Below are 23759 nucleotides of genomic sequence, written 5' to 3' on the forward strand. Positions count from 1 at the left end.
CTTTTTTTTGTAGCCATTCTATTGATTTTTTAATTAACTTTACAAAGTAACTGATTTATGCGATTGGGAAAGCTACCGAAGGTTTAGTTCAACAGGAGCTTGGTGGTTTGGTTTTTCTCAATATACTTTTAAACATTTGCCACAGTTTGGAAATGTTAAAGAAAATTTACCAAAGGATTTGGTTCTTCTCAATTATAAGAATATTTTCAAAAAACACGCAGAGCACGGTGGATTTTGGGAAGTATTTAAAGATAATGTAAGTTTTTATGTAGATATTGCTAAAGAGAGCTTTAAAGAATTATTTAAGGTAGGTAATAAACTTTTTGGAGATAAAAATCTAAAATTTTTTCTTTCCAGTTTTTTCTTTTACAGCATTGGTATGCAGACCATTTTTCTAATGGCGACACCTTTTGGTAGTAATGTTGTTTTCCCAAAAAGTGATGAAAAATATAAATTAATCATAACAATTCTTGTAATCCAAGTTATTGCAATTTTTGGAGCTTTTCTGTTCTCGAAGTTATCAAAGAAAATAGGAAACAAAAATGTTATTACTATTTCTGTAATTATTTGGGTTGTTTGTTGTTTATCTGCCTTTTCTCTTAATAAAGAAAATCCTAATCTCCAATATCAGTTCTACGGTTTGGCAGGTTTGATAGGTTTGGTAATGGGTGGTTTGCAGGCAATGTCAAGATCGACGTACTCTAAATTATTACCGGTAGATTCTATGGAAAATACAACCTATTTCAGCTTTTATGATGTGTTAGAAAAAATTGCAATTATCTTTGGAATGTTAATATTCAGTGTTTTTATACAGAAGTTTGGAAATATGCAATATGCTTTTATTGCAATGTCGGCTTTCTTTATTGTAGGTGCAATTCTTATTAGATTTGTAAAGGCGAAAATCAATATTAATTAGTCATTGTTTTGAAAGTATTAAGCTTCGCATTTTTATTTCTTTTTTCGATTTTAAATGCCCAAAAACCAATCGTTGAGGATTTGAAAATCGGACAAAAAGTAACATTGACTTCTAAGGTTCTGAAAGAAAAAAGAATCCTGAACATCTATATTCCACAGGATTATGATAAGACCAAATCCTATCCTGTGATGTATATCCTGGACGGAAGTATGAACGAAGATTTTCTTCATTTGGTCGGACTTCAGCAGTTTTTTAATTTGTCATTCAATATGCCCAATTTTATTATTGTCGGGATTGAGAATGTTGACAGGAAAAGAGATTTTACTTTTCATACAGATTTGAAGGATCTGCAAAAAGATTATCCTACGACGGGACATTCGGATAAATTCATTCAGTTTGTTGAAGAAGAATTACAGCCTTACATCAATAAAAATTATAAGACGGATAAAACGAAGTATATTATTGGACAATCATTAGGCGGACTGGTTGCAACAGAGATTTTGCTAAATAAACCACAGCTTTTCACACATTATTTCATCATCAGTCCAAGTCTTTGGTGGGATGACGAAAGTCTTTATAATAATGCAGCAAAATTGATTTCTCAACAGAAAGATGACGAGCGATTCGTTTATATTTCTGTCGGGAAGCAGGAACATCCGATGATGGTAAAAGAAGCGGACGGATTATATCAGATTCTTAAAAATTCCGGAAAAAAGAATTTAAAATTAGAATATAAATTAATGACCGACGATGACCACGCGACCATTTTGCATAAAAGTGTTTACGAAGGTTTCCTGAAATTATTTCCTCCAAAAGATTAATTTTGATTAATTAATAAAAATTTAAATTTTCGGTATTAAAATTGATAATTTTTGAAAGAAAATATTTTGTAAATTTGCAATATCAAAACACGATATGAACAACCCTTTATTTTACGCAAAAATTCTTTTGTTCGGTGAGTACGGCATCATTGAGGATTCTCAGGGACTTACTTTACCTTACAGTTTTTATAAAGGAACCTTGAAATTCTCAGATCTGGATAACGATTTTGAAAAAAAATCTAATCAATCTCTGGAAAAATATTCCAATTATCTTTCAGATTTAGAATTACCTTCCGACTATCAGCTGGATGTTAAATCGTTCCAATCAGATATTGCAAAAGGTTTGTTCTTCGATTCTAATATTCCGCAAGGTTACGGCGTTGGAAGTTCTGGCGCTTTGGTAGCTGCGATTTTCGAAAAATATTCTTTTATCAAAAAAAATCCTGAAACGATTTCAAAAGATGAGCTGAAAGACCTGAAAGTTATTTTTGGACAATTGGAAAGTTATTTCCATGGAAAAAGTTCAGGAATCGACCCGTTGATTTGTTTTATGAACCTTCCGATTCTGATAGAAAGCAAAGAAAGCGTGGACAAAGTTTCTATCCCGAAAGAAGAATTGGGCAAAGGCGCTATTTTCTTGATCGATTCCGGAATGACGGGAGAAACCGGACCAATGATCCAGATCTTCTTTGAGAAGTTGAAGAATGAAGGTTTCCGCAAAACTTTGAAAGAAGAATTCATCCGTTATAATAATGCTTGTATTGACGCTTTCCTGAAAAAAGATATGAATCCGTTTTTCCGTAATCTGAAGAAATTATCGGTTTGGGCATACGAACATTTCCGCCCGATGATCCCGGAAAATCTTTTCAATGTTTGGAAAAAAGGTCTCGATTCAAACGCTTATTACCTGAAGCTGTGCGGAAGTGGGGGCGGAGGTTATATCCTTGGTTTTGCGAAAGATTATGCAAAAGCGGAAGAGATGCTGGAGGGATTCCACAAAGAAGTGATTTACAGATTTTAGTCTGAACCACAAAAGTCACAAAGTTCTCACAAAGCACACAATTATTTGCATTCGAAATTTGACGAAGTCAAATCTTTGTGACCTTAAAACATAAATTAAAAAACTTTGTGAGCCTTGTGTTTAAATTCAGAGTTTCTAGCCAAGATATTTATTTAAACTAAAAAAATGGTAGCAAAACCGACTTCACGAAATGCTCTTTACCGTATTTCTCAGTTGATGGGTTTTCTTTTGGGTGCTCGTTTTTTTGTGGCGGTTCTGCTTACTTTTGCGCTTTATGTTTCCACGTTTTTCCTATTTAATAGGGAAGAAAGTTTCAGAAATTTTGTTTTCGATTACAAAGTTCACTCCATTATCATTTGTTCTGTTCTCAGCATCTTAGCTGGCGGAATTATCAATCGGTTTTATGATAAAGAAAAAGACCAGGTTACAAAGCCTTTTCGTTCCAGATTACAAAACTTTTTGAAAGAAAAATATTTCCTGACAGCTTATGTCGTTCTCAACGCATTATCGCTTGGATTGGCATTTTTTGTATCACACAGAGTTTTTATTTTCTTTCTGATATATCAGTTTCTAATGTGGTTTTACAGTCATAAACTCAGCAAAATTATCGTTCTTAACAATTTTACTTTTGTATCGTTAACACTTTATCCGTTCTTCGGAATGTTGATTTATTACCAGACATTTTCACTTAAGATTTTGTTTCTGGCCATTTTCCTTTTTCTGATGTTGTTTATTATCGATGTTACGAAAGATACACTGACAAAGAACGCAGACAAAATGTTCGGTTATGACACACTTGCGAACAGATTGGGATATCAGAATACAAGGTCAATCCTTTTAATTCTTTTGATAATTACATTAGCAGTTTCCGTCATTCTAAGTATAGGAATCGGGTTCAAAAATATAATGGCCTGGTATTTTTTAGCAACAACATTGGTCATTATTGGAACCGTTTTTATGTTGTTCCGAAATCAGAAAAATGATAAATTCAAATCCCTGAATCTTCTTAGATTATGGATTTTCTTTGGGATTTTAGCAATGTTATTTGATGGTATTTTCCACAAATATCCTTGGCTCATTTAAAATAAATTCAAAAATGTCAGTAACAATTAGAAAAAACAAGCGGGAAGATAACGAAATACTAGCAAAAATTATCAGAACCAGTTTCCACGATTTTGATGTTAAGGCGACTTGCGGAACGGTTTACACAGATCCAACGACAGATGACTTGTTCTCTCTATTTCAAACTGAAAGATCTGCATTGTTTGTTGCGGAAGAGAATGGTGTTATTTTAGGGTGTTGCGGTATTTTTCCAACAGAAAATCTTCCTGAAAATACAACAGAACTAGTCAAGTTTTATCTTACAAAAGAAGCCAGAGGAAAAGGAATCGGAAAGTTATTAATGGAAAAATGCTTTGATAAGGCGAAAGAATTAGGCTATCAACAAGTTTATTTGGAAAGTTTGCCGGAATTCAGCAAAGCTGTTTCCATTTACGAAAAACAAGGATTTCAGTATTTGGAAAAAGCTTTGGGAAATTCAGGACATTCTGGTTGCAATCTTTGGATGATTAAAAAATTGAATTAATTCTATCCGAAAATATCATTCAGAACTTTTGCTAATCTTAATCCACCATACAGCAATTGTCTCTCAATAGTGGGTTCAAAACGATAATTGTAATCATAACTTAATACTGCGTCATTCGGCGTTTGATAATAAATTGAATTGGCAATTTTGTGACTGTCATACAACCAATCTTCCAGAGTTCCGCTCTGGATTTGCTTGACTTCATCTTTGGATTTAATGTCCAGAAGGTTGGCAAACTCAGTGTAAGAATACTTTTGGTCCTCAACCAGTTTAGAATCCCAAACCGAATGCAGGTTGGTTTTCTGTCCGAAATAAGTCACATTGATTTTGTTTCCGCCTAAGTCAGAATATCTTCCAACATGCAAAGGCTGATGTAAATCACCGATTAAATGGACTAAGAAAATCAAGGCTGTTTTTTTATCAGTATCAGAAGCGTTCTTATCTTTGATTTTGTCTGATAAGATTCTGATCTGAGTATAGATATTCGGTGCTTTTTGAATAGATAATGTATCCTTGAATTGGGTAAAATTCTTTTGAGGATTCACGTTAACATAATGCCATGCAGATGTTTCCTTCCAAACGCCGGTCGTGTCAGATTTGATAAAATCCGGCCAGTTGGCATAGTAAGCCAGCTTTTCGTTTTCCAGAAGCTTCCTGATTTTTCTTTCCGCTCTTGAACTTAAATGATGTTGCGCAATTTCTGCCACTACACGATGCCCTGTTAATCCCCATGCAAAGCAATAGAACGAAGATAATATAAAAACAGTGAGCACAAATCTGGATAAAATATTTTTCATTTTTAATTAATTTCAAGTTGCAAAGATAGTTTTAGCTCAACTTTTTTCTTCTAAAAAACAGTGTTAAATATTATTAAACTTGTGATTGATTTTTATCGCAAAGACGCAGATAAATTAATTTATAATGTTGTTAAAAGTCGCAAAATCAAACTTTGCGACTTTTAAATTAAGATTAATTATCAAAATCTTGCGTCTTTGCAATGATTAATTAAACTCAATCTGATGATTAAAAAACAAGTTAATTTCCGTAATTTTGCGTTTTCCCAGAATGAGACTTTTCAATGAAAGATAATCAGGACTTTATCGAAGTTTACGGTGCTAGAGAACACAATCTCAAGAATATATCCGTAAAAATTCCAAGAAACGAATTGGTTGTTATCACAGGGCTTTCCGGAAGTGGAAAATCCTCTTTGGCTTTTGATACAATTTTTGCTGAAGGACAACGCCGTTATATCGAAACGTTTTCGGCTTACGCAAGACAGTTTTTGGGCGGATTGGAACGTCCGGATGTTGATAAAATCGAAGGCTTGTCGCCGGTTATTGCCATCGAACAAAAAACGACGAACAAAAATCCACGTTCAACCGTTGGAACCATTACGGAGTTATATGACTTCCTGAGACTTTTGTTTGCAAGGGTTTCAGATGCTTATTCGTTATCGTCTGGGAAAAAGTTGGTAAGTTATACCGAAGAGCAAATTCTGGAAACGATCAAAGATAGCTTCAAAGGGAAAAAAGTGTATTTGCTGGCTCCGGTTGTGCGTTCCAGAAAAGGACATTACCACGAATTGTTCATTCATCTTTCCAAAAAAGGTTATTCACAAGCTAGAATTGATGGTGTTTTACAAGACATCGAATACGATTTGAAACTTGATCGTTACAAAACGCACGACATCGAAGTGGTGATTGACCGCTGGATTATCGGCGAAAATGCTTCTGAAGCCAGAATGTCAAAATCGCTGAAAACGGCTTTGGAAATGGGAGAAGGAATTATCGCAATCCAGGAAATGGGGCAGGATGAAGTTCACTTTTTCAGTAAGAATCTGATGGACGATTCCACAGGAGATTCCTTGGCTTTGCCAGAGCCGAATACTTTTTCTTTTAATTCTCCGAAAGGGCATTGTGAGACTTGCAAAGGTCTTGGAACGATTAAAAAAGTCAATACGGACTATTTCGTCGAAAACGATAAATTGTCAATCAACCAAGGGGCATTGTTACCTTTGGAACAGCTTAAATCCAACAAATGGATTTTATCTCAGATCAAATCTATTCTGGAAGTTTTTGATTTAGGTTTGACGACACCTTTCAAAGATATTCCGAAAGAAGCTTTGGAATATATCTATTACGGTTATAGCAGTGATATTACAAAAGAACTGAAACATGCCGGAATCTCAAAAAAAATCAAAATCAACTTCGAAGGTTTGGTCAAAATCCTTGAAGATATTGTTGAAGAAAGAGAAAACTATGATGCGGTTTTAGTGGAAAGAAATTTCACCACTGAAGAAACTTGCCCGACCTGTAAAGGCGCACGTCTTCGTCAGGAAAGTCTGAGTTTTAAAATCGATGGAAAAAATATTGCGGAAGTCAACGGATTGTCTTTGCTCGATTTCAAAGAATGGTTGGCGGAAGTCAAAGATAAATTCAGTGATAAAAATAAACTGATTGCGCACGAAATTCTAAAAGAAATCGAAACCAGATTACAATTCCTTTTAGATGTCGGTTTGGATTATCTGAGTCTCAGCAGAAGTTCTAGGACACTTTCCGGAGGAGAATCTCAGAGGATTCGTCTGGCAACTCAAATTGGTTCTCAATTGGTGAATGTTCTTTACATTTTGGATGAACCTTCAATTGGTCTTCATCAGCGTGATAACGAAAGATTGATTAAGTCTCTGAAAGAATTACGTGATATCGGAAATTCGGTTTTAGTTGTAGAACACGACAAAGATATGATTATGGAAGCTGATCACGTTCTGGATATTGGTCCCAAAGCGGGGAAATTCGGTGGGGAAATTCTTTGGCAGGGCAATCCAAAAGATATTACCAAAGCCAATACCATCACGGCTGATTATATCACTGGAAAACGTAAAATCGAAATTCCTTCTGAGCGCAGAAAAGGAAACGGAAAATCAATCGTTCTGAAAGGTGCAACGGGAAATAACCTTAAAAATGTAACGCTTGAGATTCCACTGGGGAAATTGGTCGTTATTTCAGGGATTTCGGGAAGTGGAAAATCATCTTTGATTAACGGAACTTTATACCCGATTCTGAACCGTCATTTTTACCGTGCCATTCAGGAACCATTACCTTATAAAAGTATCGAAGGCATTGACAATATCGACAAAATTGTAGATGTTGACCAAAGTCCGATTGGAAGAACACCACGTTCCAACCCGGCGACTTACACAGGAATGTTTACCGATATCAGAAATCTTTTCGCTGAATTACCGGAAAGTAAAATCCGTGGTTACAAAGCCGGTCGGTTTTCTTTCAATGTCAAAGGGGGAAGATGCGAAACCTGTCAGGGGGGCGGTTTGAAAGTGATTGAAATGAATTTCCTTCCGGATGTTTATGTTCATTGCGAAACCTGCCACGGTAAACGCTTTAACCGCGAAACGCTGGAAGTCCGCTACAAAGGAAAATCAATTTCCGATGTTCTCGATATGACGATTAATGAAGCGGTAGAATTTTTCCAGCCGATTCCGAAAATATTTAACAAAGTCAAGACTTTGAAAGATGTTGGTTTGGGTTATATCACAATTGGCCAACAATCGACCACATTAAGTGGAGGTGAAGCACAGCGTGTGAAACTGGCAACTGAATTGTCGAAAAAACAGACAGGAAATACATTGTATATTTTAGATGAACCAACCACAGGACTACATTTCGAAGATGTGAAAATCCTGATGGAAGCGATTACGCAATTGGTGGAATTAGGAAATTCATTCATCATTATCGAACATAATATGGATGTAATCAAGCTTGCTGACCATATTATCGATGTTGGACCGGAAGGCGGAATGCACGGCGGACAAATTATTGCAGAAGGAACGCCGGAAGAAGTAATTAAATCTAAGAAGAGTTTGACGGCTAAATTTTTGAAGAAGGAATTGTAGTTGGTATCAAATTTGTGATTCTGTATATAAAATCTGTTATGAAATATATTAGAATTTATCTGGCGATAGTTGTTTTTTCTTTAAGTTTTATAGAATGTGCTGCGCCACCACGACCTCCAAGACCACCGCATCCCTCAAACCGTTCGGCACTCAAACCAATGCCACCGGGACAAGCCAAAAAAGTCTTTGGAACCAAATCTGCTAAACCTTTCGCTCCTGGACAAAACAAATAAATAAACATCAAGGATTTTGAAATTTCAAGATCCTTTTTTCTTTTTCAATATTAAATTTTCACTTTCAATGTTAATTTAATATTAACTAAATATAAATTTTATGTAACTTTGTCGTAACATTAGATAAGTAATAACTTAAAATCAATTGATTATGAAAAAGAAAATGCTAGCGTTATCAATATTTTTGTTTGGATTTTTAGGAACGCTAAACTTAGTAAGAGCTCAAGCTACAGACAACAAAATACAGGAAGTTTTCATCAATTCCGGAGACGGGTTCGGAGAGTTAAGGAAATTGTTGAAAGATAATTTCGATTTTACCAACCAGGATTATAAAGAAGGCGTGGTGAATTCCGATGTTAGGTTCAGTCTTTCAGAAGATGGAAAAATCACTAATGTTCACGCTAATGGTGACTGCAAAAACGTAAGCAAAGAAATCGAAAATGTGTTGTCACACATTATCTACAAAGTAGATATGGAGAAAATGAGCCAGAAAATGGTGGCATCATCTTATGTAATGCCTGTGAGCGTTACCATAGACAACCGATAAAAGTTTAAAATTGTTAGTGAAAAGTCATACATTTTGGTGTGTGGCTTTTTTTGTGGTGTAAATTTTATATCATAAACACTTCGACTTCGCTCAGTGTGACAAATTTAATACTACAAATCTTACTAATACATTGTCAGGCTGAGCGGAGTCGAAGCCTTTTCAAAAGAAATAATCTTTTCTCTATTTTCTTTCTTCTAATAAAGGGATTTTTCTATATTTATAAACCAACAAATTGAACAAAAGAAAACTCAGTTTTATGATTGATAAAAGGGTTAAAAACGCTCAGGAAGCGGTAAAAGATATACAAAATGGAATGACGATAATGCTTGGCGGATTCGGGCTTTGCGGGATTCCGGAGAATTGTATTTCAGAATTGGTAAAGAAAAATGTAAACAATCTGACTTGCATTTCCAATAACGCAGGCGTTGATGATTTCGGTTTGGGATTATTATTACAAAAAAAACAAATCAAGAAAATGGTTTCTTCCTATGTTGGAGAAAACGCCGAATTTGAGAGACAGATGTTATCCGGAGAATTGGAAGTAGAATTGACGCCACAAGGAACATTGGCCGAAAAATGCAGAGCAGCACAAGCCGGGATTCCGGCATTTTATACGCCGGCAGGCTACGGAACTGAAGTTGCCGAAGGTAAAGAAGTCAAAGATTTCAACGGAAAACCTCATATCTTGGAACACGCTTACAACGCTGAATTCTCCATCGTAAAAGCCTGGAAAGGCGACCACGCTGGAAATTTGATTTTCAAAGGTTCGGCTCGTAACTTTAATTTTCCAATGGCTGGAGCCGGAAAAATTACCATTGCAGAAGTGGAAGAATTGGTAGAACCAGGACAACTTGACCCGAACGAAATCCATATTCCCGGAATTATGGTTCAACGGATTTTCCAAGGTGAGAATTATGAGAAAAGGATAGAGCAGAGGACTGTGAGGAAGATATAAAAATGCGCTGAGTTTTTCCAGCGTATTTTTTTTGAAAACTTTTATTACTAAATATATCTACTTAATAATTTTTTAAATTTATACTACAGAGAGTTTTGTAAATTACAATGTAAATGATTTTTTCAAAAGTTCAATTTTTGATTTGTATACTTCTTCCATATTTGAATAATAGATTAAGTCATACATCGAGCCACCGATGAATTTTACAGACATTGAACTTGCAAAATATTCAGCATAGTTTTTCCAATCATTTATGCTTTTTAGAAAAAACGATTTATCAATATATTCATTTCCGTCAAGCGAAACAAAACTATTTGTAATTTTTTCAAGCAATTCTAAAAATTCCTTTTCTATTTTTTCGAAATTGTTTTTTGCATTTTGATTTATCTCAAATTGAGTCTCAGGATAATTTGGTTGTAGATATTCAGTAACAGAAACAAAACAACATTCAAGAAAAATTTTGAAGTTTTCCAAATTGTAAATTGTCTCAGAATAATCTATATGAATATTATTAGCATACTCGTGGCAAAGAATATGTCTTAATTTGAATATTTCTTTTACACTTTTAATTATCGCATTAGGATTGTTTTTGAAAATATTAAGAACTTCATTAAATCTTTCATACAAATATTTTCTTTGAAATTTTTTGAGCTCTTCAATTATATCACTGTCTCTTAAATTATTAATGTTTGAAGTTATATCTTCAAAGTTGTTGTAAGAAAGTGCGTGTGCAACTAAATCACCAATAGTTATAGTCTTTGTTTGAAATGCCGTAAGAATTGTTATATCAATTTTAAAATTATTAAACTGATTTATTTTTTTTATATTAGTAAAACAACTTTCATTATTGTCAATTAATTCTTTAACTAAGCTTCTACTTAATGCTTCAGAGCAGGCTACAATATTAATTACAGAATATCGAAGAATTTCAGCTTGTATAAAATCATCATTTAGTTTTTGTGAATCTTCAATGATTTTTTCAATACGATTAATCTTGAGATAAAACTCCTCGTAAATATCATTATTTCTACTTTTTATTTCTTTTATCTCATTTATGATATCTCGCTTCATACTTTTTGAATTCCTAGTTAATATTTTTTCAACTATTAAGATTATGCTTTTAGATACTATTTTCTACCGATTTCCTCTCCCCAATCTGCTGTCTCCACATCGCATAATACAAACCTTTTTCCGCAATCAGGTTTTCGTGTGAACCGGTTTCTATAACTTGTCCACGTTCCAAAACATAAATTCGGTCTGCGTGCATAATCGTACTTAACCTGTGCGCAATTAGAACTGTAATTTGTTCTTTTTGTTGTGAAATATCTTTGATGGTTGAAGTGATTTCTTCTTCGGTAATACTATCCAAAGCAGAAGTTGCTTCATCAAAAATTAATAGATGAGGTTTTCTGAGTAACGCTCTTGCGATTGCGATTCTCTGTTTTTCACCGCCACTTAATTTCAGTCCGCCTTCGCCGATAACCGTTTCTATGCCTTTTTCAGCACGTTCCAATAACGATTTGGTACTGGATTTTTTCAAAGCGAGTTGGATGTCTTCTTCGCTGGCATTTGGATTGACAAAAAGTAGATTTTCTTTAATTGTTCCTGCAAAAAGCTGTGTGTCTTGCGTTACAAATCCGATTTGGTTTCGCAATTCATCAAAGTCAAATTCTTTCCCGTTGATTTGATTGTAGAAAATATTCCCTTCCTGAGGTCGATACAATCCAACGAGTAATTTTACCAATGTACTTTTTCCGGAACCACTCGGACCAACAAACGCAATCGTTTCTCCATTTTTAACATCAAATGAAATGTTATTCAATGCTTTATATTGAGCGGATTGATGTTTGAAAGAAACGTGCTTGAACTCCAACTCATTGATTGAACCGATTTGTTTCGGAGTGTGCGGTTTTTCTTCCACAGGTTTTTTCATCAGATTATCAAAGTTCTTCAATGATGCTTCGGCTTCACGGTAAGAAATGATGATATTTCCGATTTCCTGCATCGGACCGAAAATGAAAAATCCATAAAACATCAATGACAAATATTGTCCCGGCGTTACAACATCTCTGAAAATCAAATATAAAAGTGTCAAAGTAATCAATTGTTGAAGAAAATTAACCATCGTTCCCTGAATGAAACTCAATGAACGGATACTTTTTACTTTCTTCAGTTCCAGTCCGAGGATTTTATAAGTATTGTTATTCAGTCGGTTGATTTCCTGTTTGGTCAAACCTAAGCTTTTTACAATCTCGATGTTTCTTAAACTTTCGGTAGTGCTTCCAGCAAGACTTGTAGTTTCAAGAACAATGGTTTTCTGAATATTTTTGATTCTTTTACTTAAAAGATTCGTTACAAATGCAATCAGAAAAATCCCGACAATATAAACCGGCATTATAGACCAATGCAGTCTAATTGCATAGACTGAAACGAAAATGATACTTACCAGAATCCCAAAAAAAACATTAATGAAATTGGTAATAAACTTCACTGAGTCTTCTCTTACTTTGGTCAGAATCGATAAAGTCTCGCCACTTCTCTGGTCTTCGAATTCCTGATAAGGCAACGCCATAGAATGCTGCAAACCATCCGTAAAAATATTGGCCCCGAATTTTTGAGTAATAACATTCACGGCGTAATCCTGAAATGCTTTTGCAATTCTGCTGACCATTGCAGTTCCAATCAGCAATCCTAAAAAGTAAAATGCACCGTGATAAATATCGGTTCCGTAAAGAAATTGATTCAGATTTCTGGGAATCAGCTTTTCTTTATCAAAAAAGTGTGGGTGTGTTACCAATTGGTCAAGAATATTTCCTGTAATTGCCGGTGCAAATAATGAAAATACCTGATTTATAGCGGCTAAAACCAACGAGGCAATGATCAGCCATTTGTGTGGTTTAAGGTAATGTAATAATGTTTTCATAATTGTTGACTGCAAAATTACTGATATAAATCCGATAGTTTTAATAATAATTTGTATCGGCAAAAAAGCATTTTTCTATGAGATGAAATATTGATATATTGCAACAACAATTTTTACTATGCTGACAAAAGAACAAATCGCACAACGCATATCAAAAGAAGTGAAAGACGGGATGTATGTCAACCTTGGAATCGGGATTCCGACTTTGGTGGCCAACTATGTTCCGGAGGATATTTCGGTAGAATTCCAGAGTGAAAACGGTGTCTTGGGAATGGGACCTTTTCCTTTCGAAGGCGAAGAAGATGCAGACCTCATCAACGCAGGAAAGCAAACGATTACGATTCTTCCGGGAGGTTCTTTCTTTGATTCTGCTTTCAGTTTTGGAATGATTAGAAGTCAAAAAGTGGATTTGACAATTTTGGGCGCAATGGAAGTTTCTGAGAACGGTGATATTGCCAATTGGAAAATCCCTGGTAAAATGGTCAAAGGAATGGGCGGCGCAATGGATTTGGTAGCTTCGGCAGAAAATATCATTGTGGCAATGATGCACGTGAACAAAGCCGGAGAATCGAAAATTCTAAAAAAATGTACGCTTCCATTAACAGGTGTCAATTGTGTCAAAAAAGTAGTGACAGAGTTAGCGGTTATGGAAGTTACGGATAAAGGTTTCAAGCTTCTGGAAAGAGCACCAGGAATTTCTGTTGAAGATATTGTGAAAGCCACAGAAGCGAATTTGATTATTGAAGGCGAAATTCCGGAGATGCAATTCTAATTCTAACCACAAAAGTCACAAAAGAATTACTATATCTTTTGTGACTTTTGTGGTTTATAAAATATTTACTTCTTTACTGCTCCAAAAACTTTCTCCAAAAGCGAAGTCGTCCTGAGCGCCGAATTATTTCTGATTCCTGTTTCTTTTTCTGCCACCATTTTGAAAACACCATTGATGGTTTCTGTAGTTACATATTCATTCAGGTCAGTAGTGACGGCTTGACCTGTCAATAGATTATATTTCGAAATCAAATTTTTCCAAACCGTGTCTGCGCCTACTTTTCCAAGCGAAGCTTTGACTTTTGGCTGGAATGCTGTGAACAGCTGGCTTTGAGTTTTTGTCTGCAAATAATTGGTAGCAGCCGTATTGTTGCCGAGAAGAATATTTTTTGCATCCGTAATCGTCATTGAAGTTATGGCATTGGCAAAAATCGGAGTAGCTTCTGTAACGGCATCTTCCGCAGCTCTGTTCAATAACTTGATACCTTGATCGGCCAGACTTCCCATTCCCAGGCTTCTAAGTGTAGTATCGATTTTTCTTAGTTTTTCCGGCATCAGGATTTTCACCAGGTCATTTTTGTAAAAGCCGTCCGTAACGCCTAGTTTTTTGACACCTTCAGTGACACCAATATTCAAGGCTTGCTTCAAGCCTGACGAAATTTCGGTCTGAGTCAGATTACCAAGATTGATATTGGAATTCGATGTAGTTGTTGTATTGGTTGAGCTGGAATTCGTAGGCTTTGTTTTTGTAAGATCTACGCCGGTTTTCTCTTTGATGATGCTGTTGAGAACATCACCAATCTGGGCTTGAGTAAATGTTGAAAGCAATAATCCCGCAATAATTAAATAATTCTTTTTCATTAGGTTTTGTTATATCAAATTAGATGAGCGAATTGAATTGATGTTAAATACTTATTTAAAATTTAATTAATTCTGATTCCTCAAAATTACGTCATAGAGATCCTGCCTTCTGTCGGACATTGTTTTCACCGATCCGTTGTGATGTAGTTCTTTCAAAAGGTTGAGATCCACATCCACAATCAGGGTCATCTCGGTGTTCGGTGTTGCTTCACCTTTTATAGCGTTGGAAGGGAACGCAAAATCCGAAGGCGTGAAAACCGCTGCTTGCCCAAACTGGATATCCATATTGTTAACACCGGGCAGATTGCCGACACAGCCTGCAATGGCAACGTAACATTCGTTTTCAATAGCTCTTGCAGAGGCGCAGTTACGGACGCGCATGTAAGCATTTTGGGTATCCGTGAGATAAGGGACGAATAATATTTTCATTCCCTGATCTGCCAGCAGTCTTGGAAGTTCCGGAAATTCTACATCGTAGCAAATAACTATTCCGATTTTTCCGCAATCCGTATCGAAAACTTTGATTTCATTGCCGCCGGTCATACCGTAATATTTGCGTTCGTTTGGTGTGATATGAACTTTCCGGTACTCGTCAATTTTTCCGTCTCTGTGAAGCAGATAGCTGACGTTATATAACTTTTCTTCTTCCAGGATCGGCATACTTCCGGAAATGATATTCACATTATAACTGACGGCAAATTCTGAAATTTTTTCCTTGATTTCTTCCGTTAATTCCGACAGTTTCTCCATCGATTCGCGTTCATTCATATGATTGAAAGGTGCCAGTAAGGGCGTGTTGAACAACTCCGGAAACAGACAGAAATCCGACTGATAACCCGCAACGGCGTCCACGAAAAATTCAACTTGCTTATAGAAATCTTCCAGATTTTTCAAAGACCGCATCTGCCACTGAATTAATCCCAAGCGAATAACACTGTCCTGCATCGTGTTCTTCTTTGCAGTGTAATAGATATTATTCCATTGTAAAAGGACTGCATATTCTTCCGACTCAGAATCGCCTTTCAGATAACCTTTCAGGATTTTGACCGGCGAAAAATTATTCCCGATCTGGAAACTCAGAACCGGATCATAGATTTCCTTATTCCTGACTTTGGTTATATATTGTCTTGGTGATAATTCTTTGCTGTAAAGATGGTAATTCGGGATTCTTCCGCCAATGATGATGGATTTGAGATTAAGGATTTCGCACAATTCTTTTCTGGCATCATACAATCGTCGTCCTAATCTTAACGCACGGAATTCCGGGTCGACAAAAACTTCGATTCCGTAAAGAACATTCGCGTTGTTGCTGTGGGTATTAAATGTTTCATTGCCGGTGATCTCGTTATAAGTATGCTGGTCTCCGAACAGTTCGTATTGAACAATGATTGATAATGCCGCTGCGGCTAATTTTCCGTCCACTAAAATACAGATCTGACCTTCTGCGAAAATTGAAGTCAGCTTCTGGATGTTACGCTTGCTCCAGACATTGTCATCAATCTCCGGATAGGCTTTCTGCATTGCTTCTGTCAATTCGTCGTAATCGTCAATGCTTAATTTTCTGATTTCTATCTGCATTACCTATATTTTTTTATTGATTAACCACAAAAGTTACAAAAGAAGAATTTTAAATTATTAAGTTAATTAAAATAAACTTTTAGTAAGTTATTTTTCTTTAAGGATTTATCTTATCAAAAGAATTGTGTCTTTTGTAGTTTTATGTATATTTTTTGATTAATATTTCTTTCAGTTGTTTCATGCCTTCCGTTGCAGAGGATTTAATATAATTCTCATTTTTTGTAAAAGAGTTGGGGTTTTCAAGATTGGGATCGATGACAAAAATCTCGCAATGCCGCGGCGCATATCTAATAACCGAAGCGGCCGGGTAAACTTGCATAGATGTTCCTATAACCAAAAATAAATCCGCTTCTGAAGCGATTTTAATTGCATTGTCCATTTCCGGAACCATTTCTCCAAACCAGACGATATGTGGACGAAGTTGCGAGCCATCGGAATGTAAATTACCAATAATTATGTCTTCTTCCCAATCCAGGATTTCATTTTCATCCGAAGAAGATCTTGCTTTTCTGAGTTCACCATGAAGATGTATGATCTTTGTAGAGCCGCCGCGTTCGTGCAAGTCATCTACATTTTGTGTGATGATATGAACGTCAAAATGGTTTTCCAGTTCGGCTAAAATTTTGTGTGCTTCGTTGGGTTCTACTTCTTTCAATTGTCTTCGCCTGGCATTATAAAAATCCAGTACCAACTTAGGATTTCTTGCAAAGCCTTCGGGTGATGCAACATCTTCGATGCGATAATTTTCCCAAAGTCCGTTGTAATCTCTGAAGGTTTTAATCCCACTTTCGGCAGAAATTCCCGCTCCTGATAACACCACTAATTTTTTCAACTTATTCAAGAATTTTCTTTAAATATAATGAATTTTCTATTGCAGAAGTTCCCCAGGTGTTATTAAAATAGATGTAAAACTCTTGATTGGTATTACTGATTTCTTGTGCGAGATTATCAAGAAATTCTTCCGAATAAGGCGATTTGTATAGTGTCGGTTTTCCATGCAGACGATAATATCCGATTTTGGAATTTGTAATAATCACATCTTCAGGGATTTTTCCGGGAAAACTAACGCCGCAAAAAATCCATTGATATTTCTTGAATAAATTGAAAATTTCATCATTCCACCAGGATTGATGTCTGAACTCAACTGCAACTAGAAACTCGCCAGGTAAAGTTTTATTGAGCCAGTTGATGTTGTTTTCTGTGCAATGAAAAGATGATGGAAATTGAATCAGAAATCCGGCTAATTTGTGTCCCATATTTTCATCAATCAGTTTACAAAAATCTGAACATTCATCTTTTTTACTTTCCGAATAACCGAAATGGGAAATAGCTTTGGGGATTTTAATAAAGAATTTAAAATCATCTGGCGTTTCATCATTCCATTTTTTAAGTGTTTTTGCTGTTGGCTTTCTGTAAAATGTACTGTTGATTTCTACCGTATTATATGTTTTGGAATATAATTTCAGAAAATCTTTATTCTGAGAATCTTCAGGGTATAGTGAGCCTTTCCAATCTGTATTATAGAATCCGGAGCAACCAATATGATATTTCTGTTTAGAACTTTTCATGAAAATTTAAAAATAATTTTTGTGCCAAATAGCAGTTTATCAATACTTTTTTGAGTCATAAAAATCGAATATGATATTTATCATACCAAAATAGTATGATATAATGATTTTAGTTAATACTTTTGCCTCGTGATAATGAATTGCTGTCATACTTATTAAGAAAGACCGAGGGAACTGGCCCATTGAAGTCTTGACAACCTGCCGATTTGGTAAGGTGTTACATTCAGCCTTTGAAAAAAGGAAAGATAAGTTGAAAATGTTAATTACGGTTGTGATGCCGTCTCAATATAACTTCTTTCAGACTTGTCTGGGAGAAGTTTTCTTTTTTATATAAAACGTAAAATTTAAAGATATGATTCAAAAAACTATGAACAGATCCGGAAGAAAAGCTGTGTTGTCTACTGCAGTTGTTTTCTTTTCAGGAATTTATTTAACTCAGGCTCAGGAAACAAAGCCTGTGAAAGATTCTACTTCTGATAAACAAATTGAAGAAGTGGTTTTAGTTGGTTCCAGAAGCGGTGGACGTTCCAAAGCGGACAGCCCGGTTCCTGTGGATGTTTTCAACCTGAAAGATATTCAACAATCTTTGCCTCAAACTAATATTAATCAGATCCTTAATACGATTGCACCATCATTTACATCAACCATACAAACCAATGCAGACGGTTCTGACCATCTTGATCCTGCTCAGTTAAGAGGTTTGGGTCCAGACCAGACTCTGGTTTTGGTGAATGGAAAAAGAAGACACACCTCAGCACTTGTCAATGTGAACGGGACGCCGGGAAGAGGAACAGTGGGAACGGATCTTAATGCCATTCCGGCTTTTGCTTTGAGCAGAATTGAAGTTTTGAGAGATGGCGCTTCGGCTCAGTATGGTTCTGATGCCATTGCCGGAGTTATGAACCTGCAATTGAAAAGAGATACAGGAAAACTGACAGGCCAACTGAATTATGGAGGTTATCTCACGCCTGCAGCCAATGACCACACGGGAAATTATGATGGACAGCAATTTCAATTAGATTTGAATTATGGAAACAAAATTGGAAAAAGAGGAGGTTTTTATAATATTACGTGGTCTTCGCAGTTTCGTGATCCGACCAGAAGAGCCGGAACAGAAAGCGCTCCAATATATAATGCTTATAATGCCATCGAAAAAAGAGCTGCGGAAAATGGCGTGAATCTTTCTTCTTATTTCAATAACATCAATAATCTGAAAGGAACGGCTGGTGAACAGGATTTCGTCAATCTGATCCATCAATATGCGCAAGGTATTAGTTATTTTAATTCGATTTCTCCAAATCTTCAGTCTAACATCCAGTCTGCAAATAGCATAACGGCTTTGCAAAATGTTCTTAAAACATCAGCATTTACGACAGATCAGTTAAACTATTTAACAGATCAGGAGTTGGCATACAGAGGTCAAACCAGAAAAGATTTTAACCAACAGGTTGGGCAATCGAAACTGAACAATCATCAGCTGTTTGCAAATATAGAAGTACCGTTAAATGACGATTGGAAAGTCTACACTTTCGGTGGTTATTCCATTAGAGATGGTGCGTCAGGTGGATTTTACAGGAGACCGACACAGGCAAGAACGTTTACCGGATTGTATATCGATGGTTATTTGCCGGAGATTCATACCAAGATTCAGGATGTATCTTTGTCTGCCGGAATCAAAGGAAAATGGAACGGCTGGAATGTGGACTTCAGTAACACCTTCGGGCAGAACAGTTTTGATTATACGATTGAAAATACGGGGAATACAAGTTTGAGATTCAATTCTCCAAGTTCCTTCAACGCCGGTGGATTGCAATTTTTGCAGAATACAATTAATTTGGATTTCAGCAAACAATTTGATGTTTTTGAAGGTCTGAATGTCGCTTTCGGAGCAGAGCAGCGTCACGAGAATTTTAAAGAAAATCCAGGTGAAGAAGCTTCTTACACGGCTTACGATATTTATGGTAATCCACAGACACCGACAACATCAAGTTCTGATAAACCAACCGACTTTTTTGGTGCAGCATTGCCGGGAAGTTCTCAGGTTTTTGCAGGTTTCCGGGAAGCTAACAGAACTGACAAAAACAGAAATGCTTATGCGGCTTATGCTGATCTGGAATTCAATTTTACCAATTGGCTTTTGGTAGATGCAGCGGTTCGTTACGAGGATTATTCGGATTTTGGTTCGACTTTCAATTACAAACTGGCGTCAAGAATCAAATTAACGGATGATCTTAATTTCCGATTTGCAGGTTCCACAGGCTTCAGAGCGCCGTCTATACATCAGATTTATTACAATACAACATCAACATTATTTACGTCTCTTCCTGGAAGTAATCTGCCGCAATTGGTAGAAGTTGGAACTTTCAGTAATGACTCAACCATTGCAACAGGGTTGGGAATCAATAAATTAAAACAAGAAACTTCTAAATCCGTAAGCACTGGTTTTACATATAAAATCCCGGCTTTGAATTTGAATATTACTGCAGATGCGTATTTTATCAGAATCGATGATAGAATTGCTTTAACCGACCAATTTTCAAGACCTACGGATTTACAAATTCAAAATAATCCGAATCTTGGCCCGGTTCGGGATGCGATGGATGCTGCTAATGTTAATGCTGCTCAGTTTTTTGCCAACTCTATTGATACAGAAACAAAAGGTCTGGATGTGGTCATCAGTCATAATTACAGAACTGGCGCTATAAAATTGAATAACGATTTTGCCATCAATTTTAATAGAACCAAAAAAGTCGGCGATATTCACGCTTCCGATTTGTTGAAGAATGCAGGGTTGGAAAACACCTATTTCGGAGAGAAATCAAGAGTTTATCTAGAGGACTCGGTTCCAAAGGTGAAAGCGAGTTTGTCTAATAATTTAAAATGGAATGATTTCAATTTCTATCTGAGAAATACTTACTACGGAAAAGTTTATGGTGCAGATGGTATCAATGGAAATGCTTACGAACATCAATTAATTTCAGATAAGATTATTACCGATTTGTCTATAGGTTACGATATCAACAAGAATTTTAATTTAACTATTGGAACAAACAATTTATTTGATATTTATCCGACTAAAAATGTGACAAGTTCTACGAATAATGATCAATTTATCTATTCTAGATCAACATCACAGTTCGGACAGAACGGCAGATATGTGTTTAGCAAGTTGACCGTTTCTTTTTAACATGAAATTTTTTTAAGGTTTTTATTTTGTTTTGAATGGCATCTGGAATTTTCCAGATGCCTTTTTTTGTTTAACACAAGGACAAAAAATATAAGTTAAGCTTTAGAGCACAAAGCATTTCATCATTAAAAATAAAAATCTTAAAACATTTTCGAAAATAAATTGGGCTTCGTGCCTTTGTGTTTAACTTAAATATCCAGTTTCGCATTATTCAACCTCAAAGAATTCAGAATGACGGAAACAGAACTGAAGCTCATCGCCGCCGCCGCAATCATTGGGCTTAACAAAATTCCGAAGAAAGGATAGAGCAGACCAGCAGCTAACGGAATTCCTAAAACATTATAAATAAAAGCAAAGAATAAATTTTCTTTAATGTTTTTAAGCAGTTTTTCACTTAGGATTTTTGATTTTGCAACTCCAAGAATGTCGCCTTTTAATAGTGTGATTTCAGCACTTTCAATTGCTGCATCTGTTCCCGTTCCCATTGCAATTCCGATATTGGATTGAGCCAAAGCCGGTGCATCATTGATTCCGTCTCCTGTCATTGCTACGATTTTCCCTTCATTTTGAAGTTTTTTGATTTCGTTCATTTTATCTTCCGGAAGACAATTGGCTTTGAAGTTTGTGATTCCAAGTTCTGTTGCCACTGCTTTTGCGGTGTGTCCGTTGTCTCCGGTCATCATTATCACTTCGATGTTTTGAGAATGGAGATAATTGATAGCTTGTTTTGAAGTCGTTTTTATTTTATCTGAAAAGCTTAAGAATCCAAGAACTTTTCCGTCTTTTGCGAGATAAGAAATCGTTTTAACTTCATCTTGTTTTACAATGACTTTTTGTTTTAATGATTCAGGAATTTCTATATTGAAGTGTTTTAATAATGCTTCATTTCCAAGTAAAATTTCTTCATTATTGATTCTTCCTTTTACGCCTTTTCCGGAAATATTTTCGAAGTCCTGAACTTTTTCAAATTGTAAATTTTGAGTTTTAAATTTGTCTAAAACCGCATTGGATAATGGATGTTCCGAATTCTGATTCAATGAACCTGCTAATTTCAAAATTTCATTTTTATCAGTATTTTCAAATGATTCTATGTGATCTAGACTTGGTTTTCCTTCTGTTAAAGTTCCTGTTTTATCTGTAATAAGAACATTGACTTTGTGCATTTCTTCCAGGGCTTCCGCATTTTTAATTAAAATTCCGTTTTGAGCGCCTTTTCCGATTCCGACCATCAGGCTCATTGGAGTTGCCAGGCCAAGTGCACACGGGCAGGCAACAATCAAAACGGCTACAGCATTCACAAAAGCGTAAATAAGCTTGTTCTCGCCACCGAAAACGGACCACAAAACGAATGTCAGAACAGCAATTCCAATCACTGTGGGAACAAATATCTTGGAAATTTTATCCGCTAATTTCTGGATTGGAGCTTTGCTTCGGCTGGCTTCGTTGACCATCTTGATGATTTGAGAAAGCAATGTCTCATCGCCAACTTTTTCGGCTCTCATTAGAAATGTTCCGTTATCATTAATCGTTCCTGATGTCACTCTATCGCCGGTCTTTTTTTCGATAGGAATAGGTTCTCCTGTAATCATCGATTCATCAACATTAGAATTGCCTTCAGTTATTTTTCCATCAACAGGAATTTTTTCACCAGGTTTTACTCTCAAAATATCGTTGATTTTAATTTCTGCCAATGATACTTTTTTCTCGTTACCATCTAAAATCAAATTGGCAGTGTCAGGCGAGAGATTCATCAATGCTTCTATGGCTTTACCTGTTTTCATATGTGCTCTTGCTTCCATCATCTGTCCCATTATGACTAATGTCAGAATCACGCAAACGGATTCGAAATAGAGTGGAGTGTTGCTTCCGTGTGCCAATTCGTGAGGAAGAATGTTCGGGAAGAATAATGCAATTAAACTGAAAATCATAGCGGCAGCAACACCCAAAGCAATCAATGAAAACATATTAAGATTCCATGTTTTGAAAGAAACCCAGCCACGTTTCATCAGAAACCAACCTGCATAAAACAGAACCGGCAATGTCAGAATCAATTCCAAAATCCCCTGAACTTGATGAGAAAATGGCCAATCAATAAACATTCCGCTCATGGATAAAATGAAAACAGGAATAGAAAACGCCAAAGCTGTCCAGAATTTTGTTCTTAATAATTTATAAGTTTCATCTTCGTGATCGTTATCTTTTGAAGGTTTTGGAACGAGATCCATTCCACATATTGGGCAATTCCCGGGTTTATTTTGCACAATTTCAGGGTGCATTGGACAAGTATACTCAACAGCTTTTTTCTCCGGTATTTTTACGAGGTCCATTCCGCAAACAGGACAGCCGACATTGGAATCATAAACTTTGTCACCTTCGCAAAACATCGGACAGTAGTATTTGCCTGCATTTTTTGCCTGATTAATTGTGGGCGTCTTATGTTGGTGATGATGATGTGGATGACTTGCTGCGTTTTTTACTAAGTCCTCAGTAATTTTCTCCAAATGCATATGACAAACCGGACAACCTGAATCTGATTCATAAGTTTTGTCGCCTTCGCAAAACATCGGGCAAAAATAATCTCCGATTTTTTCTTTGAAACTTGCCGGGAGGTTAGTTTTGGAATAGGTTTGAGGCTTGTTTTTATGATCATCGCGTTCTTCTATCGGAACAAGGAACATATTGCAAACCGGGCATCTTCCGGGTTTGAAATACAGTTTTTCGCCTTCACATTCCATCGGGCAATAATAGACCGAGCTTGGTGAAATTCTTTGACTAGGATGTAGATTGTCGTGATTATGATGATTGTGGTTTTCCATTTTCAGATGTTTAACAATACAAATTTCTGAAAAATAGATGCCAATCAGTTATAAATAAATGGAAAGATGT

The 23759-nt window shown here is 36.0% G+C and carries 18 protein-coding genes, 1 pseudogene and 1 riboswitch; of the genes and pseudogenes, 10 read left to right on the forward strand and 9 right to left on the reverse strand.

Going from position 1 to position 23759, the window contains the following annotated elements:
- Positions 1-82 precede the first annotated feature (82 nt).
- From QOL71_RS16605 to QOL71_RS16625, 5 genes and pseudogenes are all read left to right on the forward strand, one after another.
- Positions 83-916, forward strand: a pseudogene (locus tag QOL71_RS16605) (MFS transporter); the annotation flags it as partial.
- 8 nt (positions 917-924) lie between these two features.
- Positions 925-1737: an alpha/beta hydrolase gene (locus tag QOL71_RS16610; RefSeq protein ID WP_283418015.1), complete on the forward strand. Its 813-nt coding sequence runs from the start codon at positions 925-927 to the stop codon at positions 1735-1737.
- A gap of 94 nt (positions 1738-1831) precedes the next feature.
- Positions 1832-2758: a mevalonate kinase family protein gene (locus QOL71_RS16615; RefSeq protein ID WP_283418016.1), complete on the forward strand. Its 927-nt coding sequence runs from the start codon at positions 1832-1834 to the stop codon at positions 2756-2758.
- A gap of 165 nt (positions 2759-2923) precedes the next feature.
- On the forward strand, positions 2924-3841 hold the full coding sequence (locus tag QOL71_RS16620; RefSeq protein ID WP_283418017.1) for a UbiA family prenyltransferase: 918 nt from the start codon (positions 2924-2926) through the stop codon (positions 3839-3841).
- 13 nt (positions 3842-3854) lie between these two features.
- Positions 3855-4343 carry a GNAT family N-acetyltransferase gene (locus QOL71_RS16625; RefSeq protein WP_283418018.1) on the forward strand — a complete coding sequence of 163 codons (489 nt, stop codon included), beginning with the start codon at positions 3855-3857 and terminating at the stop codon, positions 4341-4343.
- A 2-nt stretch (positions 4344-4345) separates the two neighbouring features.
- Here QOL71_RS16625 and QOL71_RS16630 read toward each other — a convergent pair whose 3' ends face one another.
- Complete coding sequence (locus QOL71_RS16630) at positions 4346-5140, reverse strand: S1/P1 nuclease (protein ID WP_283418019.1); 795 nt, start codon at positions 5138-5140, stop codon at positions 4346-4348.
- Between the two features lie 281 nt (positions 5141-5421).
- Here QOL71_RS16630 and uvrA point away from each other — a divergent pair, with 281 nt between their 5' ends.
- Positions 5422-8250: an excinuclease ABC subunit UvrA gene (uvrA, locus tag QOL71_RS16635; RefSeq protein WP_283418020.1), complete on the forward strand. Its 2829-nt coding sequence runs from the start codon at positions 5422-5424 to the stop codon at positions 8248-8250.
- A gap of 55 nt (positions 8251-8305) precedes the next feature.
- On the opposite strand, the gene QOL71_RS16640 is transcribed toward uvrA, so the two are convergent.
- A complete protein-coding gene (locus tag QOL71_RS16640) occupies positions 8306-8491 on the reverse strand; it encodes a hypothetical protein (RefSeq protein ID WP_283418021.1) in 186 nt (61 codons plus the stop codon).
- Positions 8492-8634: 143 nt separating this feature from the next.
- Between QOL71_RS16640 and QOL71_RS16645 the strand changes: the two genes are divergently transcribed.
- A complete protein-coding gene (locus tag QOL71_RS16645; RefSeq protein ID WP_283418022.1) occupies positions 8635-9030 on the forward strand; it encodes a hypothetical protein in 396 nt (131 codons plus the stop codon).
- Positions 9031-9286: 256 nt separating this feature from the next.
- Positions 9287-9985: a CoA transferase subunit A gene (locus QOL71_RS16650; protein WP_283418023.1), complete on the forward strand. Its 699-nt coding sequence runs from the start codon at positions 9287-9289 to the stop codon at positions 9983-9985.
- A 102-nt stretch (positions 9986-10087) separates the two neighbouring features.
- On the opposite strand, the gene QOL71_RS16655 is transcribed toward QOL71_RS16650, so the two are convergent.
- Positions 10088-11056 (reverse strand): hypothetical protein, encoded by a 969-nt coding sequence (locus tag QOL71_RS16655; protein ID WP_283418024.1) that lies wholly within the window; start codon positions 11054-11056, stop codon positions 10088-10090.
- Positions 11057-11105: 49 nt separating this feature from the next.
- Complete coding sequence (locus QOL71_RS16660) at positions 11106-12908, reverse strand: ABC transporter ATP-binding protein (RefSeq protein WP_283418025.1); 1803 nt, start codon at positions 12906-12908, stop codon at positions 11106-11108.
- 118 nt (positions 12909-13026) lie between these two features.
- On the opposite strand from QOL71_RS16660, the gene QOL71_RS16665 reads away from it, so the two are divergent.
- Positions 13027-13680, forward strand: coding sequence for a CoA transferase subunit B (locus QOL71_RS16665; protein WP_283418026.1), 654 nt, complete (start codon positions 13027-13029; stop codon positions 13678-13680).
- 65 nt (positions 13681-13745) lie between these two features.
- Here the strand turns inward: QOL71_RS16665 and QOL71_RS16670 are convergent, their stop codons facing one another.
- The 4 genes from QOL71_RS16670 to QOL71_RS16685 all read right to left on the reverse strand — a co-directional run bounded on the left by QOL71_RS16670 (position 13746) and on the right by QOL71_RS16685 (position 17686).
- Positions 13746-14540 carry a DUF4197 domain-containing protein gene (locus QOL71_RS16670; RefSeq protein ID WP_283418027.1) on the reverse strand — a complete coding sequence of 265 codons (795 nt, stop codon included), beginning with the start codon at positions 14538-14540 and terminating at the stop codon, positions 13746-13748.
- Positions 14541-14606: 66 nt separating this feature from the next.
- A complete protein-coding gene (locus QOL71_RS16675) occupies positions 14607-16118 on the reverse strand; it encodes a carbon-nitrogen hydrolase family protein (RefSeq protein ID WP_283418028.1) in 1512 nt (503 codons plus the stop codon).
- Positions 16119-16257: 139 nt separating this feature from the next.
- Positions 16258-16950 (reverse strand): SIR2 family NAD-dependent protein deacylase, encoded by a 693-nt coding sequence (locus tag QOL71_RS16680; RefSeq protein ID WP_283418029.1) that lies wholly within the window; start codon positions 16948-16950, stop codon positions 16258-16260.
- 1 nt (position 16951) lies between these two features.
- Positions 16952-17686 (reverse strand): DUF72 domain-containing protein, encoded by a 735-nt coding sequence (locus QOL71_RS16685; protein ID WP_283418030.1) that lies wholly within the window; start codon positions 17684-17686, stop codon positions 16952-16954.
- 149 nt (positions 17687-17835) lie between these two features.
- Positions 17836-17938, forward strand: a riboswitch (SAM riboswitch).
- A gap of 115 nt (positions 17939-18053) precedes the next feature.
- On the opposite strand from QOL71_RS16685, the gene QOL71_RS16690 reads away from it, so the two are divergent.
- Positions 18054-20873, forward strand: coding sequence for a TonB-dependent receptor plug domain-containing protein (locus QOL71_RS16690; protein ID WP_379953471.1), 2820 nt, complete (start codon positions 18054-18056; stop codon positions 20871-20873).
- Positions 20874-21061: 188 nt separating this feature from the next.
- On the opposite strand, the gene QOL71_RS16695 is transcribed toward QOL71_RS16690, so the two are convergent.
- A complete protein-coding gene (locus QOL71_RS16695; protein WP_283418032.1) occupies positions 21062-23689 on the reverse strand; it encodes a copper-transporting P-type ATPase in 2628 nt (875 codons plus the stop codon).
- Between the last annotated feature and the right edge of the window lie 70 nt (positions 23690-23759).

This window comes from Epilithonimonas pallida (assembly GCF_900182975.1).
GTDB lineage: Bacteria > Bacteroidota > Bacteroidia > Flavobacteriales > Weeksellaceae > Epilithonimonas > Epilithonimonas pallida.

What these genes read in the sequence shown, in the direction of transcription:
- QOL71_RS16615 (WP_283418016.1), top strand. Translation starts at nt 1,832, where the DNA reads ATGAACAACCCTTTATTTTACGCAAAAATTCTTTTGTTCGGTGAGTAC.
- QOL71_RS16620 (WP_283418017.1), top strand. Translation starts at nt 2,924, where the DNA reads ATGGTAGCAAAACCGACTTCACGAAATGCTCTTTACCGTATTTCTCAG.
- QOL71_RS16625 (WP_283418018.1), top strand. Translation starts at nt 3,855, where the DNA reads ATGTCAGTAACAATTAGAAAAAACAAGCGGGAAGATAACGAAATACTA.
- QOL71_RS16630 (WP_283418019.1), bottom strand. Translation starts at nt 5,140, where the DNA reads ATGAAAAATATTTTATCCAGATTTGTGCTCACTGTTTTTATATTATCT.
- uvrA (WP_283418020.1), top strand. Translation starts at nt 5,422, where the DNA reads ATGAAAGATAATCAGGACTTTATCGAAGTTTACGGTGCTAGAGAACAC.
- QOL71_RS16640 (WP_283418021.1), bottom strand. Translation starts at nt 8,491, where the DNA reads ATGTTTATTTATTTGTTTTGTCCAGGAGCGAAAGGTTTAGCAGATTTG.
- QOL71_RS16645 (WP_283418022.1), top strand. Translation starts at nt 8,635, where the DNA reads ATGAAAAAGAAAATGCTAGCGTTATCAATATTTTTGTTTGGATTTTTA.
- QOL71_RS16650 (WP_283418023.1), top strand. Translation starts at nt 9,287, where the DNA reads ATGATTGATAAAAGGGTTAAAAACGCTCAGGAAGCGGTAAAAGATATA.
- QOL71_RS16655 (WP_283418024.1), bottom strand. Translation starts at nt 11,056, where the DNA reads ATGAAGCGAGATATCATAAATGAGATAAAAGAAATAAAAAGTAGAAAT.
- QOL71_RS16660 (WP_283418025.1), bottom strand. Translation starts at nt 12,908, where the DNA reads ATGAAAACATTATTACATTACCTTAAACCACACAAATGGCTGATCATT.
- QOL71_RS16665 (WP_283418026.1), top strand. Translation starts at nt 13,027, where the DNA reads ATGCTGACAAAAGAACAAATCGCACAACGCATATCAAAAGAAGTGAAA.
- QOL71_RS16670 (WP_283418027.1), bottom strand. Translation starts at nt 14,540, where the DNA reads ATGAAAAAGAATTATTTAATTATTGCGGGATTATTGCTTTCAACATTT.
- QOL71_RS16675 (WP_283418028.1), bottom strand. Translation starts at nt 16,118, where the DNA reads ATGCAGATAGAAATCAGAAAATTAAGCATTGACGATTACGACGAATTG.
- QOL71_RS16685 (WP_283418030.1), bottom strand. Translation starts at nt 17,686, where the DNA reads ATGAAAAGTTCTAAACAGAAATATCATATTGGTTGCTCCGGATTCTAT.
- QOL71_RS16690 (WP_379953471.1), top strand. Translation starts at nt 18,054, where the DNA reads ATGAACAGATCCGGAAGAAAAGCTGTGTTGTCTACTGCAGTTGTTTTC.
- QOL71_RS16695 (WP_283418032.1), bottom strand. Translation starts at nt 23,689, where the DNA reads ATGGAAAACCACAATCATCATAATCACGACAATCTACATCCTAGTCAA.